The sequence below is a fragment of the Actinoplanes palleronii genome (genome assembly GCF_016862315.1).
Taxonomy (GTDB): Bacteria; Actinomycetota; Actinomycetes; order Mycobacteriales; family Micromonosporaceae; genus Actinoplanes; species Actinoplanes palleronii.
This window is the reverse complement of the sequence record NZ_BOMS01000077.1, coordinates 22,012-36,775: the sequence shown is the minus strand read 5'-3', so window position 1 is coordinate 36,775 and position 14,764 is coordinate 22,012. Positions and strand designations below refer to the sequence as shown.

Here is a 14,764-nt window from a genome sequence, read left to right as displayed (position 1 = left end):
AGGCCAACGAACCAGCCCGACCCCCGACCACCCCAGGAGAGCGGGATCGGCTGCATGCCGGACCGGGAGGGCGTTGGGGCGTCGACCCCGGCAGCTGGGCGGTATGCTTCGGGTGGGCCGTGACTGGCGCGTTCGGATGGTTGACCATCGGGGAGCGGCCTCGTCGAGATGACGACTTGCCGTGCGCCTGGGCCTTCTCACTTTGTGATAGGGAGGTCCTGTGTCTGAACTCAGTGCTGAATCTGTGGCTTTCCGTTCTGCCCTCGAGGTGGTTCGGTCCGTTGAGCCGCGTATCGCGGATGCGATCGCGAAGGAACTCGGTGACCAGCGCGAGTCGCTGAAGCTGATCGCCAGTGAGAACTACGCGTCGCCGGCGGTTTTGCTGGCGATGGGGAACTGGCTGTCGGACAAGTACGCCGAAGGGACCATCGGGCGGCGGTTCTACGCCGGGTGCCAGAACGTGGACACCGTGGAGTCGGTTGCGGTGGAGCATGCGAAGGCGCTGTTCGACGCGCCGTATGCGTATGTGCAGCCGCACTCCGGGATCGACGCGAACCTGGTGGCGTACTGGGCGATCCTGGCCGATCGGGTGGAGGTGCCGTATCTCAAGAAGTTCGAGAAGCGGCAGATCAACGACCTGACCGACGCCGAGTGGGCCGAGCTGCGGCAGGCGTTCGGCAACCAGCGGCTGCTGGGCATGTCCCTGGACGCCGGCGGTCACCTGACTCACGGGTTCCGGCCGAACATCTCCGGGAAGATGTTCGACCAGCGCAGCTACGGCGTGGACCCGGAGACCGGGCAGATCGACTACAAGGCGCTGCTGGAGTCGGCCAAGGAGTTCAAGCCGGCCGTCATCGTCGGTGGCTACTCGGCCTACCCCCGCAAGGTGAACTTCGCGACGATGCGGGAGATCGCCGACGAGGTCGGTGCGACCTTCATGGTCGACATGGCGCACTTCGCCGGTCTGGTCGCGGGTGGCGTGTTCACCGGGGACTACAACCCGATCCCGCACGCGCACATCGTCACCACCACCACCCACAAGAGCCTGCGTGGCCCGCGCGGTGGCGCGGTGTTCTGCCAGCCGGAGCTGTCGTCGCAGGTCGACCGCGGCTGCCCGATGGTGCTCGGTGGCCCGCTGCCGCACGTGATGGCGGCGAAGGCGATCGCGTTCGCGGAGGCCCGCCGGCCGGAGTTCGCCACGTACGCGCAGCAGATCGTCACCAACAGCCAGGCTCTTGCCGAGGGTCTGGCGAAGCGCGGCGTGCAGCTGGTCTCCGGTGGCACCGACAACCACCTGGTGCTGCTCGACGTGCACCCGTTCGGGCTGACCGGCCGGCAGGCCGAGCAGGCCCTGCTGGACAGCGGCATCGTCACGAACCGCAACGCGATCCCGTCCGACCCGAACGGCGCCTGGTACACCTCCGGGATCCGGATCGGCACCCCGGCGCTGACCAGCCGGGGTCTCGGTGTCGCCGAGATGGACCAGATCGCCGAGCTGATCCACACCGTGCTCGTCGGCACCACCCCGGACGCCACGTCGAAGGCCAAGTTCACTCTGGACCCGGCCCTGTCCGAGCGGGTGTCGAAGCAGGCGTCCGAGCTGCTCGCCCCGTTCCCGCTCTACCCGACCGTCAGCCTGGGCTGACCGGAAACGCACACCGAACCCGCCCGGACCGTTCAGTCGGTCCGGGCGGGTTCGTGCTTTCCGCTAGAAACCGCAGCAGCCCGGCGCAGACGGCGCCAGCGACAGCGACGGCGACGGGCGACGGCGACGGGCGACGGGCGACGGGCGACGGGCGACGGGCGACGGCGGCCGGGCGGGATGGTTGCGACGGCGAGGCCGGGCACCGAGACGGTGGGCCGATCAACGGGACCATGATGGAACTCACGGCCCGTCGACGGGTGCGCGGGTGACCGCCTGGGGTGAAGCTCCACATTCGTACGATATGGGTGTTGTGGCGAGAGTTAGCGGAACCGGTTCCGGAAGAGCTGTTATCACGGTCGTCTATCTTCGTCGCGGGCCGCAGGCCCGACGATCTGACCTGCGGAAACGTTGCGGCCGGCGCGGTGCGGGGTCCGATTTCGGGGTACGGCGGTACCGGTTCCGGAACCTCGCAACATCCTGGACATCGATCGGTAACGACTTTTAGCGTCATGGCCGTCGGGTGAGCGCTCTCCCAACAACCCACCTAGTCCCCTCCCCGTCCAACTAGGAGAACCCCATGAGACGCTCCCGCTGGCGGAGTGGCGTCATCGGCGGCACGGTCGCCGTCGTCGTCGCTGGATATGCCGCGATCACCACTACCGGCGCTGTCGCCGCCGAGACACTGTTGTCGCAGGGCAAGCCCGCGACCGCTTCCTCCACCGAGGCGGCCGGCGCCTACCTGGCGAGTGAGGCTGTCGACGGCAACGCCGGCACCCGCTGGGCCTCCGCCTTCACCGACCCGCAGTGGCTGCAGGTCGACCTGGGCAGCTCGAACGCCATCACCCGGGTCGAGCTGAACTGGGAGACCGCCGCGGCGAAGGCGTTCCAGATCCAGGTCTCGGACAACGCCTCCAGCTGGACGTCGATCTACTCGACCACCACGGCGACCGGCGGCAACCAGAGCCTGACCGTCAACGGGACCGGCCGGTACGTCCGGATGTACGGCACCCAGCGGACCACCGGCTACGGCTACTCGCTGTGGGAGTTCAAGGTCTACGGCGGGGGCACCACCAACCCCACCTCGCCGACACCGACCCCGACCACGTCCGGCCCGACCGTGCCCGGCGGTGGCAGCCTCGGCGCCCAGGTGACCGTCTTCGATCCGAGCATGGCGAGCGCGACGATCCAGGCGCAGGCCGATGCGATCTTCAGCCAGCAGGAGACGAACCAGTTCGGCACCCAGCGCAACCTGCTGGCGTTCAAGCCGGGCACCTACAACGGCCTTAACATCCAGGTCGGCTTCAACACCTCGGTGATCGGTCTCGGCCAGAACCCGCAAGACGTGCGGATCAACGGGGACATCACCGTCGACGCCGGCTGGTTCCAGGGCAACGCGACCCAGAACTTCTGGCGCTCGGTGGAGAACATCTCGCTCTACCCGGTCAGCGGCGCCAACCGGTGGGCCGTCTCGCAGGCCGCGCCGTTCCGCCGGATGGACATCCACGGTGACCTGAACCTGGCGCCGAACGGATACGGCTGGGCGTCCGGCGGCTACATCGCCGACTCGCGGATCAGCGGCTCCGAGGGGCAGTACTCGCAGCAGCAGTGGTTCACCCGGAACAGCCAGATCGGCTCGAACACCAACGCGGTGTGGAACCAGGCGTTCGTCGGTGTGACGGGTGCCCCGTCGGGTGCGTTCCCCAACCCGCCGTACACCACGATCGCGCAGACCCCGGTGATCCGGGAGAAGCCGTACCTCTACCTCGCCGGTGGCGACTACGCGGTCTTCGTGCCGAGCCTGCAGACCAACTCGTCCGGTGTGAGCTGGGCGAACGGCAACACGCCGGGCACCAGCATCCCGCTGAGCCAGTTCTACGTGGCGAAGCCGGGCGACAGCGCCGCGACGATCAACCAGGCGCTCGCGCAGGGCCTGAACCTGATCTTCCAGCCGGGCGTCTACCACGTGAACCAGACGATCAACGTGACCCGGGCGAACACCGTGGTGATGGGCCTCGGCTACGCGACCATCATCCCGGACAACGGCGTCACCCCGATCCAGGTGGCTGACGTGGACGGTGTGAAGATCGCCGGCCTGCTCTTCGACGCGGGCACCACCAACTCGGCGAACCTGCTGGTCATCGGCCCGAACGGCTCGTCGGCCAACCACGCCGCGAACCCGACCACGGTCCAGGACGTGTTCTTCCGGATCGGCGGCTCGATCGCCGGCAAGGCCACCAACAGCCTGCTGGTGAACAGCAACAACACGATCATCGACCACATCTGGGCGTGGCGGGCCGACCACGGCAACGCCGGCACGTACGGCTGGACGATCAACACGGCCGACAGTGGACTGATCGTCAACGGTCAGAACGTTACGGCGTACGGGCTGTTCGTCGAGCACTACCAGAAGTACGAAGTGATCTGGAACGGCAACGGCGGCCGCACGTACTTCCTGCAGAACGAACAGCCGTACGACCCGCCGACGCAGGCGGCCTGGCGCAGCGGTGCCAACGGCTACGCGGCGTACAAGGTGGCCGACTCGGTGACCAACCACGAGGCGTGGGCGCTGGGCAGCTACTGCTACTTCAACGTGAACCCGAGCATCCACTCGGACCGCGGCTTCGAGGTGCCGGTGAACTCCGGGGTCAAGCTGCACAACCTGCTGACCGTGTCACTCGGTGGCAACGGCGTGATCGACCACATCGTCAACAACACCGGCGCGGCGGCTCAGGGGACGGCGACCGTGCCGTCGTACCTGGTCGGTTTCAACTGATCGTTCTGAAGTAACGGATCGCGGCCCGCCATCGGCGGGCCGCGATCACTTTGTGCAACACAAGCGCAACCCCGTGTTGACATTGCCGAAGCCTGGGCGTCTACTCCAAGGCAACGTTGTCCCTCGATCTACGGAGGCGACATGCGCAGGCTGTTGGCGACGACAAGTTGCATATTGCTGGTGCTGGCCGGCGCGGCCTGCAACCGGGGCTCCGGTGAGCCGGTGGTCGGTCTGATCACCAAGACCGACACCAACCCGTTCTTCGTGACCATGAAACACGGCGCCGAGCGGGCCGCCGCAACGGCCGGTCTCGACCTGCAGACCTTCGCCGGCAAGGTGGACGGCGACAACGAGGCACAGGTCCAGGCGATCGAGAACCTGATCTCGTTCGGCGCCGAGGGTTTCCTGATCACGCCGAACGACTCGAAGGCGATCGTGCCCTCGCTGGACCGCGCTCACAAAGCGGGCATGCTGGTCATCGCGCTGGACACCCCGGTGGATCCACCGGATGCCGCGGACGCCACCTTCGCGACCGACAACTACCAGGCCGGCAAGCTGATCGGCGAGTGGGCCAAGGCCAAGTTCGCCAAGGACGGCAAGCAGGCGAAGATCGCCATGCTCGACCTCAACCCCAACCAGGTCTCGGTGGACGTCAAGCGGGACCAGGGCTTCCTGGAGGGGTTCGGCATCCCCAACGGGGATCCGAACCGGATCGGTGACGAGAACGACCCCCGGATCGCCGGTCACGACGTGACCGACGGGAACGAGGAGGGCGGGCGCACCGCGATGGAGAACCTGCTCCAGAAGGACCCGTCGATCAACCTGGTCTACACCATCAACGAGCCCGCGGCGGCCGGGGCGTACCAGGCGCTCAAGGCGGCCGGTAAGGACTCCGAGGTCACCATCGTCTCGATCGACGGCGGCTGCCCGGGAGTGGACAACGTCGCGAACGGCGTCATCGGGGCCACCTCGATGCAGTTCCCGATCAAGATGGCGGAGCTCGGGGTCGAGGCGATCGCGAAGTACGCCAAGGACGGCACCAAACCGCAGAACACCGCCGGCAAGGACTTCTTCGACACCGGCGTCCAGCTGATCACCGACGATCCGCAGGCCGGCGTGGAGGCCAAGGACTCCACGTGGGGCAAGCAGAACTGCTGGGGGTGAACTCCGCATGTCCACGAGCACAGGTGCTTCGACCGCCGCTGATTTCGACGTACGCCGGCACGACTCGTTCGGCCTGCGCCTGCAGCACGCGCTGCACGCGAACCCGGTCCTCGGACCGCTGGCCGTACTGATCCTGGCGATCATCGCGTTCTCGATCGTCAACACCCGGTTCTTCGCCGCGGCGAACCTGTCGCTGGTGCTCCTGCAGGTCACCGTGATCGCCACGCTCGCGCTCGGTCAGACGATGATCATCCTGACCGCCGGGATCGACCTGTCGGCCGGTGCGATAGCGGTCTTCTCCTCGATCCTGATGGCCCAGTTCTGCGTCAAGGCCGGTATGCCGGCGGTGCTCGCGCTGCTGCTCGGCTTCGCCTGCGGCACCGCGATGGGCGCGCTGAACGGGATGCTCGTCACCCGGATCAAGCTGCCGCCGTTCATCGTCACGCTCGGCACGCTGACCATCTTCTTCTCGCTGAACTCGGTGGTCAGCAACAGCGAGACGGTACGCGGCACCGACATGCCGAGCCTGATGACCTGGACCGGCGAGGCCATCGCGATCGGGAACTTCCAGCTCAGCTACGGCTCGATCATCATGCTGCTGCTGTTCGGCTTCTTCTTCTACGCGCTCAGCCGGACCGCCTGGGGCAAGCACGTGTACGCCACCGGCGACGACGTCGAGGCGGCCCGGCTGGCCGGCATCCGGACCGGCCGGGTGCTGTTCTCGGTCTACACCGTGGCCGGGCTGCTCTACGCGGTCGGCGGCTGGATCCTGATCGGACGGCTCGCCTCGGCCAGCCCGAACGTCGGCACCGAGTACAACCTGGACTCGATCACCGCGGTGGTGCTCGGCGGGACCAGCCTGTTCGGCGGGCGCGGCGGGGTGATCGGCACGCTGATCGGCGCGCTGATCGTCGGCGTCTTCCGCAACGGGCTGCAGCTGGCCGGCGTCGAGGTGGTCTGGCAGGGCTTCGCCATCGGGACGCTGGTCCTGGTCGCGGTGTCGCTGGACCAGTGGATCAGGAAGGTGAAGGGATGACCGACTGCACCGAGCGGCAGCCACCCGCACTGATCGGCGATCTCGCAGGCGAGGGCCACGAGGGCATCCCGAAGGAGGGCACAGCATGACGACCCAGACTGTGGTGCCGGTCCTGGAGGCGAAGGGCCTGACCAAACGGTACGGCCGGGTCGTCGCGATCGACGGCAGCGACCTCGAGCTGATGCCGGGGGAGATCCTCGCGGTGATCGGCGACAACGGCGCCGGCAAGTCGAGCCTGATCAAGGCGCTGTCCGGCGCGGTGATCCCGGACAGCGGCGAGATCCGGCTCGACGGCGAACCGGTGGCGTTCCGCAATCCGATGGAGGCGCGCGCCGCGGGTATCGAGACGGTCTATCAGACCCTCGCGGTCGCACCCGGCCTGGACATCGCGGACAACCTGTTCCTCGGCCGGGAGCAGCGCCGGGCCGGACCGCTGGGGTCGGTCTTCCGGATGCTGGACCGCAAGCACATGCGCTCCGAGGCGGCCCGGCACATGAGCGAGCTGGGCGTGGCCACCCTGCAGAACATCGGGCAGGCCGTCGAGTCGCTCTCCGGCGGCCAGCGGCAGGCGGTCGCGGTGGCCCGGGCCGCGGCGTTCGGCAGCAAGCTGGTGATCCTGGACGAGCCGACCGCGGCGCTCGGGGTCAAGGAGAGCAACCGGGTGCTGCAGCTGATCCGCGACGTCCGGGACCGCGGGCTGCCGGTGATCCTGATCAGTCACAACATGCCCCACGTCTTCGAGATCGCGGACCGCATCCACATTCAGCGGCTGGGCCGCCGGATCGCGGTGATCACGCCGTCGTCGCACTCGATGTCGGACGCCGTGGCGATCATGACGGGCGCCGCCCCGGCCCCGGATTCCACCGGTTATCCACAGGATGAGGGCTAGTTATCCACAGGCCTGTGGTTAACCGAACGCCGCGATCCGGTGCCGGGCGTTCCCGCCGATCATGGTGAAGTCACCGCCCGCCGCGATGGCGCCCAGCCCGCGGCTGGCGGCGACCGCCCGGACGCCCTGGATGCCGTTGGCCTGCGGCGCCCAGTCGGTCAGGTCGCCGTCGGCGTCGATCGCGGCGAGCTTGATCCGGGACCGGTTGTCGTCGTCGCAGTCGCCGAACTTGTCGACGTTCGCGGTCAGGCAGGCACGGTCGAAGTGGCCGCCGACGTACGCCGTGCCGTTCAGCACCGCGACCGCCTGCACGTCGCCGTCGAAGAACCGTGACCAGCGCTGCCGGCCGCCGGTGGTCCAGGCCTCGGCGCGGCCGCCGAGTCCGCCCAGCCCGGCGTAGACCCCGGTGCTGTCGGCCGCCACCGCGTGGACGACCGCTGTGGGTTGCGGCCGGAAATCCCGGTCCAGGTCGCCGCTGACGGCGTCGACGGCGCTCAGCCGCCGGGTCGATCGGACCTGATTCGTACGATGAAAGCTCCCGCCCAGATAGACCCGCCGTCCGAAAGTGGCCAGCGCGTAGACCGGCGCGTCAGCGGTCGGTGTCCAGTCCTCGTCGAGCGCGCCGTCGGCCAGCCGGAACGCGGCCAGCCGAGTGCGGTCCTCGCCGTCCACCGAGGTGAAGTCGCCACCCAGGAAGAGCCTGCCGTGTGCGACGGCCAGCGCGCGCGGCATCCCGTCCACCCGGTGCGCGAACTCGCCGAGCTCCCCGGACCGGGCGTCGAACCGGGCCAGCGCGTCGCGCCCGGCCCCCGAGACGGTGCCGAAGTCGCCGGCCGCGTAGACCGAGTCACCGGTGGCGGCCAGCGCGCGCACCGTCCGGTCCGCGGTCGGCGCCCAGTTCAGCAGCTCGCCGGTGCGCGCGTCGAAGGCGGCCAGCCGGCGCCGTTCCACCTGCCGTCCGTGCGTGGTCGCCGCGGTGAACGAGCCGCCTACGTAGACCGTGCCGCCCAGGAACGCGACCGCGTAGACCGAGCCGTTGAACGAGGGCAGCGACCGGGACGTGGCGCCGACCGTGGCGTACGCCGGTGACCAGCCCAGAAGCGTCAGCACGCCGGCGACGCCGGCCGTGACCGCGAGCCGCAGCTGCTGTGAGATACGCATGTCGGGTCAAACGCCGTCAGGCGCGCCGGGGATGCGGCGAAAATCTCAGTATGCACCGTTCGGCGTCGATCAGTTCCGCGTGCGGATGCGTCGGTCAGGTCGACGGACAGGCGCCCGGGTCGGCCGGCGACTGTTCGCTACGTACGCTGCCGCCAGTCTGATCCCGGTGGTGCTGCTGGGCGCCGTGATGTGGCGCGGATATCGCGCCGACGCCGCCGAGCAGGGCCGTCAGCAGGGGCTCGCGCAGGCCGCGGTGATCGCCGAGATGGCGGTCGCCCCGAAGCTGGGTGGCGTGGACATGGCCGCCGGGCTGACCACCAGCCAGCTCGAGGGGATGCGCGAGGCGACCGAGCTGGCCGTCTTCCACGGCTCGGTGCTGCGCCTGCGGGTACGCGGGTTCACCGGCCAGGTGGTCTTCTCCGACGACGGCTCGACCAGCGGCGGGCTGCCGGTGGCGGATCCGGACTTCCAGGCCGCGACGGCCGGCGAGTCCCGGGTGAAGGTGATCGGCGGGGCCGGCCACGAGGTGATCCGGGTGGTGCAGCCGCTGGTGGCCGGTGCGACCGGGCAGTCCATCGGGGTGCTCGAGCTGTACCTGCCGTACCAGGGGATCGCCGCGCAGCTGCGGGCCCAGCTGAGAGGGTTCGCCGAGCGGGTGGCCGGCGGTCTCGCCGCGCTCTACCTGGTCCTGGCTCTGCTGGCCGGGTGGACCACCCGGTCGCTGCGGCGTTACGCGATCCGCCAGGAGTACCAGGCCTCGCACGACGTGCTGACCGGCCTGCCGAACCGGGCGGCGTTCCGCAGCCGGGCCGAGTCGGTGCTCGAGGTCGCCGGGCGCGACGGCGGGCGCGGCGCCGTGGTGCTCGTCGACCTGAACCGGTTCAAGGAAGTCAACGACACGCTCGGCCACCACGCCGGTGACGAGCTGCTGCGCGTGGTCGCCGCCCGGCTGCGGGCCGGGCTGGACGACAGCGACCTGCTGGCCCGGCTCGGCGGCGACGAGTTCGCGGTGATGTTGCCCGGCCGGGACCGGGAGCAGGCGGTGGCCGTGCTGGCCGGGATCCGGCAGCTGGTCGCCGAGGAGCTGGTGCTGGACGGCGTGCCGCTGAGCATGGAGGCCAGCTTCGGCATCGCGCTCTACCCGGAGCACGGCACCGAGCTGCAGGAGCTGAAGGTACGCGCGGACGCAGCCATGTACCAGGGCAAACGCGGTGCCGAGGACATCGTGGTGTTCGCCGGCGGCACGGTCGGGCACCCGCATCAGTGGCTGAAGGTGCAGGCCGAGCTGCGGCACGCGCTGGAGCGTGACGAGCTGGTGCTCTGGTACCAGCCCAAGGTCGGGCTACCGGGCGCGGAGATCAACGGGGTCGAGGCCCTGGTCCGCTGGCAGCACCCGGAACGCGGGCTGCTGCCGCCCGGCGAGTTCCTGCCGGCCGCCGAGCACTCCGGCCTGATCGCGCCGCTCACCGAGTGGGTGCTGCGCCGCGCGCTGGACGACCAGGCCGGTTGGATCGCCACCGGCCAGGACTGGACCCTGTCGGTCAACATCTCGGCCCGGAACCTGGAGTCGACCGGGTTCGTGGGCTTCGTCGGCGCCCTGCTCGCCGCGACCGGCGCCCGGCCGGACCGGCTGATCCTGGAGGTCACCGAGACTGCGCTGGCCGGCGACGTGGAGACCGCGATGCGCGCGATCAAGGAGCTAGGCACGCTCGGCGTCGGCATCTCGGTGGACGACTTCGGCACCGGGTACACCAGCCTGTCGCACCTGCGCGGGCTGCCGATCACCGAGATCAAGATCGACCGGGCGTTCGTCGCGGACGTCGACCGTGATCCGCAGAGTCAGGCCATCGTCCGCTCGGTGATCGACCTGGCGCACGGCCTCGGCTCCCGGGTCACCGCCGAGGGCGTGGAGACGCTGGAGATCCACCGATGGCTGGTCGAGGCCGGCTGCGACGAGGGGCAGGGCTGGCTCTACGGCCGCCCGGTCCCGTGGCCGCAGGTCGCCGCGAAGGTGATCGTCGAACCGAGCAGCGCACCGCTCACCGAGAGGGCAGCCCGATGAACCCGTTCCGCCGTGTCCTGGCCGCCGCCGGTGTGCTGGCCGTGCTCGCCGCCGGAGGGTGCGGTCTGGTCTCCGCCACCGCCGACCCGGTCGCCACCGAGGGCGCGGGCCTGGACCTGACCGGCGCGGTGACCATCGACGAGAGCCTGCGTGCCCTGCTCCCGCAGAGCGCGCGGGACCGGGGTTTCATCCGGCTGGTGACCGATTCCAGCTATGCGCCGATGGAGTATTTCGCCGCCGACGGCCGCACCATCATCGGCTTCGAGCCGGACCTGGCCGCCGCGCTCGGCGCGGTGCTCGGCATCCGGCTCGAGATGCGGTTCGGCGACTTCGCGTCGGCGCTGGACGAGGTGAACAAGGGGACCTACGACGGGGTGCTGTCGTCGATGACCGACACCGCCGGCCGGGAGAAGAAGGTGGACTTCGTCAACTACTTCGCCACCGGGTCGTCGATCCTGGTGCAGCGCGGGAACCCGAAGCGGATCACCGGCATGGCCGGCCTGTGCGGGTACTCGGTCTCGGTCGAGATCGGCACCGTCCAGGAGGAGATGCTGCGGGCCGGTCAGGCGAAGTGCGGCACCCGGCCGATGACCCTGGTGGTCGGCCGGACCGGCGCGGACGCGGTGCTGCAGCTGCGGACCGGGCGGGCGACGGCCCTGCTGCTCGACTTCCCGCCGGCCACGGCCCTGGTCACCGACCCGCTGACCAACGCGTACTACGAGCTCGCTTCGTCGGAGCAGTACCGGCCGGGGATCTACGGGATCGGGGTGGCGAAGGACAACACCGCGCTGCGGGACGCTTTGCGCGCCGCTCTCGACCGATTGATCAAAAACGGGACGTACGGCGAACTGCTGCAGCGCTGGAGCCTGACCTCGGGCGCGGTGGCCGAGGCGACGGTGAACGCCGGAGATTGACGGGTATTGCGGCTACACGTGTGTGCAGTAGCCTACACATGTGAGTAGCGACAACGACCTGACCGCCCGTGCCCGGATCCGTGACGCCGCGATCGCGCTCTTCGCCGAGCGCGGCATCGGCGGCGCCACCATCCGGGACATCGCCCAGGCCGCCGACGTCTCCTCCGGCCTGCTGCGGCACCACTTCGGTTCGAAGGAGGGGCTGCGCGACGCCTGCGACGAGTGGGCGCTCGGCCGGGTCGCCGCGCTGCAGCTCCGGTTCGCCGAGACCCAGATGCTCGGCGCGCTCCCGCCCGACGTGATGAGCCTCCAGCGGTATCTGGTGCGATCGCTGATGGACGGCTCGCCGACCGGGACGGCGATGTTCGCGCAGTCCGTCGAGCGCGGCCAGCTGTGGCTGGAGAAGGCCGGGATCGAGAGCGAGGACCCGCGGGCGTTCGTCGCGGTCCTCGCCGCCATGAAGATGGGCATGTTCCTGATGCAGGAGCAGCTGACCACCGTCCTCGGCGAGGACGTCAGCGTGATGCCCGGCTGGCAGCGCATGGTCCGCGCCTCGGTGGAGATCTTCACGCAGCCGCTGCTCACCCCGGAACAGGCCGACCAGGCCAGGAAGGCGCTGGATCGGCTCGCCACCCACGAAGGGGAGCACTCATGACCGAGGCAATCGATGCTGAGGGTCTGATCAAGCGGTTCGGGAAGGTCACCGCCCTGGACGGGCTCGACCTGCAGGTCCGGACCGGTGAGGTGCACGGGTTCCTCGGCCCGAACGGGGCCGGCAAGACCACCACGATCCGCGTCCTGCTCGGGCTGATGCGCAACGACGGCGGCCGGGTGCGCCTGCTCGGCGGCGACCCCTGGGCCGACGCGACGCGACTGCACCGGCGGCTGGCCTACGTGCCGGGTGACGTCACCTTCTGGCCGAACCTGACCGGTGGCGAGGTGATCGACCTGCTCGGGCGGCTGCGCGGCGGGCTCGACCCGCGGCGGCGCGACGACCTGATCGAGCGGTTCGAGCTGGACCCGCGCAAGAAGGGCCGGACGTATTCCAAGGGCAACCGGCAGAAGGTGGCGCTGATCGCCGCCCTCGCCTCGGACGTCGAGCTGCTGCTGCTGGACGAGCCGACCTCCGGGCTGGACCCGCTGATGGAGGAGGCCTTCCGCGAGGTGATCCTGCAGGAGAAGCGCCGCGGTGACCGGACCGTGCTGCTCTCCAGCCACATCCTGGCCGAGGTCGAGGCGCTCTGCGACCGGCTGACCATCATCCGCGACGGGCGCTCGGTGGAGACCGGCACGCTCAGCGACCTGCGGCACCTGACCCGGACCACGATCCGCGCCGAGCTGACCGGCCCGGTCAACGGCCTGGCGAGCATCGCCGGAGTCCACGACCTGACCAGCACGGACGGCCGGGTGGCGTTCGACGTCGACCACGAGGCGCTGGAGCCGGCGCTGAAGACCCTGGTCGCGGCCGGGGTGCGCAGCCTGGTCAGCCAGCCGCCGTCGCTGGAGGAGCTGTTCCTGCGGCACTACACCCGGGACGAGGCGTCCCGATGACCGGCACCGGCCAGCTGCTCCGGCTGATCCTGCGCCGGGACCGGGTGATCCTGCCGATCTGGGTGCTGCTGCTGGGCCTGCTGCCGCAGCTCTACCTCTCCGCCTTCCAGGGTTTCTTCGCCAGCGACGCGGAGCGCATCCAGTACGCCCACGTCAGCGCGGCCAACGCGGGTTTCGCCGGGCTCTACGGCCCGCTCTCCGGCGACAGCCTCGTCGAGCTGGTGGTCTGGCGGGCCGGGGCCCTGCCGGTGATGATCGGCCTGGCCGCGCTGCTCACCGTGATCCGGCACACCCGGGCCGAGGAGGAGGCCGGCCGCAGCGACCTGATCCGGGCCACTGTGGTCGGGCGCTGGGCGCAGCTGGCCGCGGCCCTGCTCGCCACGCTGGTGGCCGGTCTGGTGATCGGCCTGCTGGTGACCGGCACGATGATCGGCTCGGGGCAGCCGGCCGCCGGCTCGGTCGCGTTCGGCGCGCTGTTCACCCTGAGCGCCTGGGTCTTCGCCGGGGTGGCCGCGATCGCCGCCCAGCTGACCAGCAGTGCCCGGGGCGCCCGGATGATCGCGGTGCTGGTGCTCGGGGTGTCCTACGTGCTGCGGATGGGCGGGGACATCTCGGCGATCGGCGACGGCCGGCTGGACTGGCTCGCCTGGCTCTCGCCGCTCGGCTGGGTGCAGAAGATCGTTCCGTACGCGGAGAACGCCTGGTGGCCGGCGGTCCTGGCTCTGCTGATCACGGTGGTGACGGTGGCCGTGGCGGGTGCCCTGCTGACCCGGCGCGACCTGGGTTCCGGGCTGCTCGCGTCCCGGCTGGGCCCGGCACACGCCGGCGCCGGGCTGTCCTCGTCGCTCGGCCTGGCCTGGCGGCTGCACCGCGGGCTGCTGCTCGGCTGGACCGCCGGGTTCGCCGCGCTGGGTGTGGTCTTCGGCGGGGTGGGCACCAGCGTGGTGCAGCTCGCCGAGAACAGCAGCAGCGTGTCCGAGGCGTTCAGCAAGATCGGCGGATCCGGGTCGGTCACCGACGCGTATTTCGCCACCACGGCCGGGACCTGCGCGCTGATCGCCGCGCTCTACGCGGTCCAGGCCGGGCTGCGGATGCGGGACGAGGAGCAGAACGGGCACGCCGAGCTGGTGCTCACCGCGTCGGTGAGCCGCTTCTCCTGGGCCGCGAGTCACCTGCTCTTCGTGCTGATCGGGCCGGCCCTGGCGATGGCCGCCGAGGGCGCGCTGGCCGGTGCCACGTTCGGTGACGTCGGCCCGGTGCTGAGCGCCGCGCTGGTGCAGCTGCCCGCGATCTGGGTGCTGGGTGCGGTGACGATGCTGCTGATCGGCATGCTGCCCCGGTTCGCGGCGCTGGCCTGGGCCGCGGTGGGACTGAGCTTCCTGATCCTGATCTTCGGACCGTTGCTGGAGTTCCCCGGCTGGGCCATGGACGTGTCGCCGTTCACCCACGTGCCGCAGTTGCCCGCGGCGGCCTTCACCGTCGTACCGGAAACGGTTTTGACCTTGATTGCGATCGCTCTCGCGGGAGTCGGGCTGCTGGCCTTGCGCCGCAGGGACATCCCCGCATAAA

At 69.9% G+C, this 14,764-nt stretch carries 11 protein-coding genes and 1 riboswitch; of the genes, 10 read left to right on the top strand and 1 reads right to left on the bottom strand.

What is annotated here, in order from left to right; all coding sequences use genetic code 11:
- Positions 1-109: 109 nt before the first annotated feature.
- Positions 110-200, top strand: a riboswitch (ZMP/ZTP riboswitch).
- A 20-nt stretch (positions 201-220) separates the two neighbouring features.
- The 5 genes from Apa02nite_RS25600 (at position 221) to Apa02nite_RS25580 (ending at position 7,507) form a co-directional block, all read left to right on the top strand.
- Positions 221-1,645: a glycine hydroxymethyltransferase gene (locus Apa02nite_RS25600; RefSeq protein WP_067691459.1), complete on the top strand. Its 1,425-nt coding sequence runs from the start codon at positions 221-223 to the stop codon at positions 1,643-1,645.
- Positions 1,646-2,222: 577 nt separating this feature from the next.
- Positions 2,223-4,418, top strand: coding sequence for a discoidin domain-containing protein (locus Apa02nite_RS25595; protein ID WP_067691464.1), 2,196 nt, complete (start codon positions 2,223-2,225; stop codon positions 4,416-4,418).
- 141 nt (positions 4,419-4,559) lie between these two features.
- A complete protein-coding gene (locus tag Apa02nite_RS25590) occupies positions 4,560-5,582 on the top strand; it encodes a sugar ABC transporter substrate-binding protein (RefSeq protein WP_203827245.1) in 1,023 nt (340 codons plus the stop codon).
- Positions 5,583-5,589: 7 nt separating this feature from the next.
- Complete coding sequence (locus Apa02nite_RS25585; RefSeq protein WP_067691470.1) at positions 5,590-6,618, top strand: ABC transporter permease; 1,029 nt, start codon at positions 5,590-5,592, stop codon at positions 6,616-6,618.
- Between the two features lie 85 nt (positions 6,619-6,703).
- On the top strand, positions 6,704-7,507 hold the full coding sequence (locus tag Apa02nite_RS25580) for an ATP-binding cassette domain-containing protein (RefSeq protein WP_203827244.1): 804 nt from the start codon (positions 6,704-6,706) through the stop codon (positions 7,505-7,507).
- Positions 7,508-7,525: 18 nt separating this feature from the next.
- Here the strand turns inward: Apa02nite_RS25580 and Apa02nite_RS25575 are convergent, their stop codons facing one another.
- Complete coding sequence (locus tag Apa02nite_RS25575; RefSeq protein ID WP_203827243.1) at positions 7,526-8,668, bottom strand: NHL repeat-containing protein; 1,143 nt, start codon at positions 8,666-8,668, stop codon at positions 7,526-7,528.
- Between the two features lie 166 nt (positions 8,669-8,834).
- On the opposite strand from Apa02nite_RS25575, the gene Apa02nite_RS25570 reads away from it, so the two are divergent.
- The 5 genes from Apa02nite_RS25570 to Apa02nite_RS25550 are packed head-to-tail and all read left to right on the top strand — an operon-like array spanning position 8,835 to position 14,763.
- On the top strand, positions 8,835-10,730 hold the full coding sequence (locus Apa02nite_RS25570; protein WP_239164560.1) for a putative bifunctional diguanylate cyclase/phosphodiesterase: 1,896 nt from the start codon (positions 8,835-8,837) through the stop codon (positions 10,728-10,730).
- Complete coding sequence (locus Apa02nite_RS25565; protein WP_203827241.1) at positions 10,727-11,644, top strand: ABC transporter substrate-binding protein; 918 nt, start codon at positions 10,727-10,729, stop codon at positions 11,642-11,644. Before Apa02nite_RS25570 ends, Apa02nite_RS25565 begins: the two co-directional genes overlap by 4 nt.
- 40 nt (positions 11,645-11,684) lie before the next feature.
- Positions 11,685-12,299, top strand: coding sequence for a TetR/AcrR family transcriptional regulator (locus Apa02nite_RS25560; protein WP_203827240.1), 615 nt, complete (start codon positions 11,685-11,687; stop codon positions 12,297-12,299).
- Positions 12,296-13,195 carry an ABC transporter ATP-binding protein gene (locus tag Apa02nite_RS25555; RefSeq protein WP_203827239.1) on the top strand — a complete coding sequence of 300 codons (900 nt, stop codon included), beginning with the start codon at positions 12,296-12,298 and terminating at the stop codon, positions 13,193-13,195. Before Apa02nite_RS25560 ends, Apa02nite_RS25555 begins: the two co-directional genes overlap by 4 nt.
- On the top strand, positions 13,192-14,763 hold the full coding sequence (locus tag Apa02nite_RS25550) for an ABC transporter permease (protein WP_203827238.1): 1,572 nt from the start codon (positions 13,192-13,194) through the stop codon (positions 14,761-14,763). The genes Apa02nite_RS25555 and Apa02nite_RS25550 overlap by 4 nt, the downstream gene beginning before the upstream one ends.
- Position 14,764 lies beyond the last annotated feature (1 nt).

What these genes read in the sequence shown, in the direction of transcription:
- Apa02nite_RS25550 (WP_203827238.1), top strand. Translation starts at nt 13,192, where the DNA reads ATGACCGGCACCGGCCAGCTGCTCCGGCTGATCCTGCGCCGGGACCGG.
- Apa02nite_RS25555 (WP_203827239.1), top strand. Translation starts at nt 12,296, where the DNA reads ATGACCGAGGCAATCGATGCTGAGGGTCTGATCAAGCGGTTCGGGAAG.
- Apa02nite_RS25575 (WP_203827243.1), bottom strand. Translation starts at nt 8,668, where the DNA reads ATGCGTATCTCACAGCAGCTGCGGCTCGCGGTCACGGCCGGCGTCGCC.
- Apa02nite_RS25585 (WP_067691470.1), top strand. Translation starts at nt 5,590, where the DNA reads ATGTCCACGAGCACAGGTGCTTCGACCGCCGCTGATTTCGACGTACGC.
- Apa02nite_RS25565 (WP_203827241.1), top strand. Translation starts at nt 10,727, where the DNA reads ATGAACCCGTTCCGCCGTGTCCTGGCCGCCGCCGGTGTGCTGGCCGTG.
- Apa02nite_RS25580 (WP_203827244.1), top strand. Translation starts at nt 6,704, where the DNA reads ATGACGACCCAGACTGTGGTGCCGGTCCTGGAGGCGAAGGGCCTGACC.
- Apa02nite_RS25595 (WP_067691464.1), top strand. Translation starts at nt 2,223, where the DNA reads ATGAGACGCTCCCGCTGGCGGAGTGGCGTCATCGGCGGCACGGTCGCC.
- Apa02nite_RS25590 (WP_203827245.1), top strand. Translation starts at nt 4,560, where the DNA reads ATGCGCAGGCTGTTGGCGACGACAAGTTGCATATTGCTGGTGCTGGCC.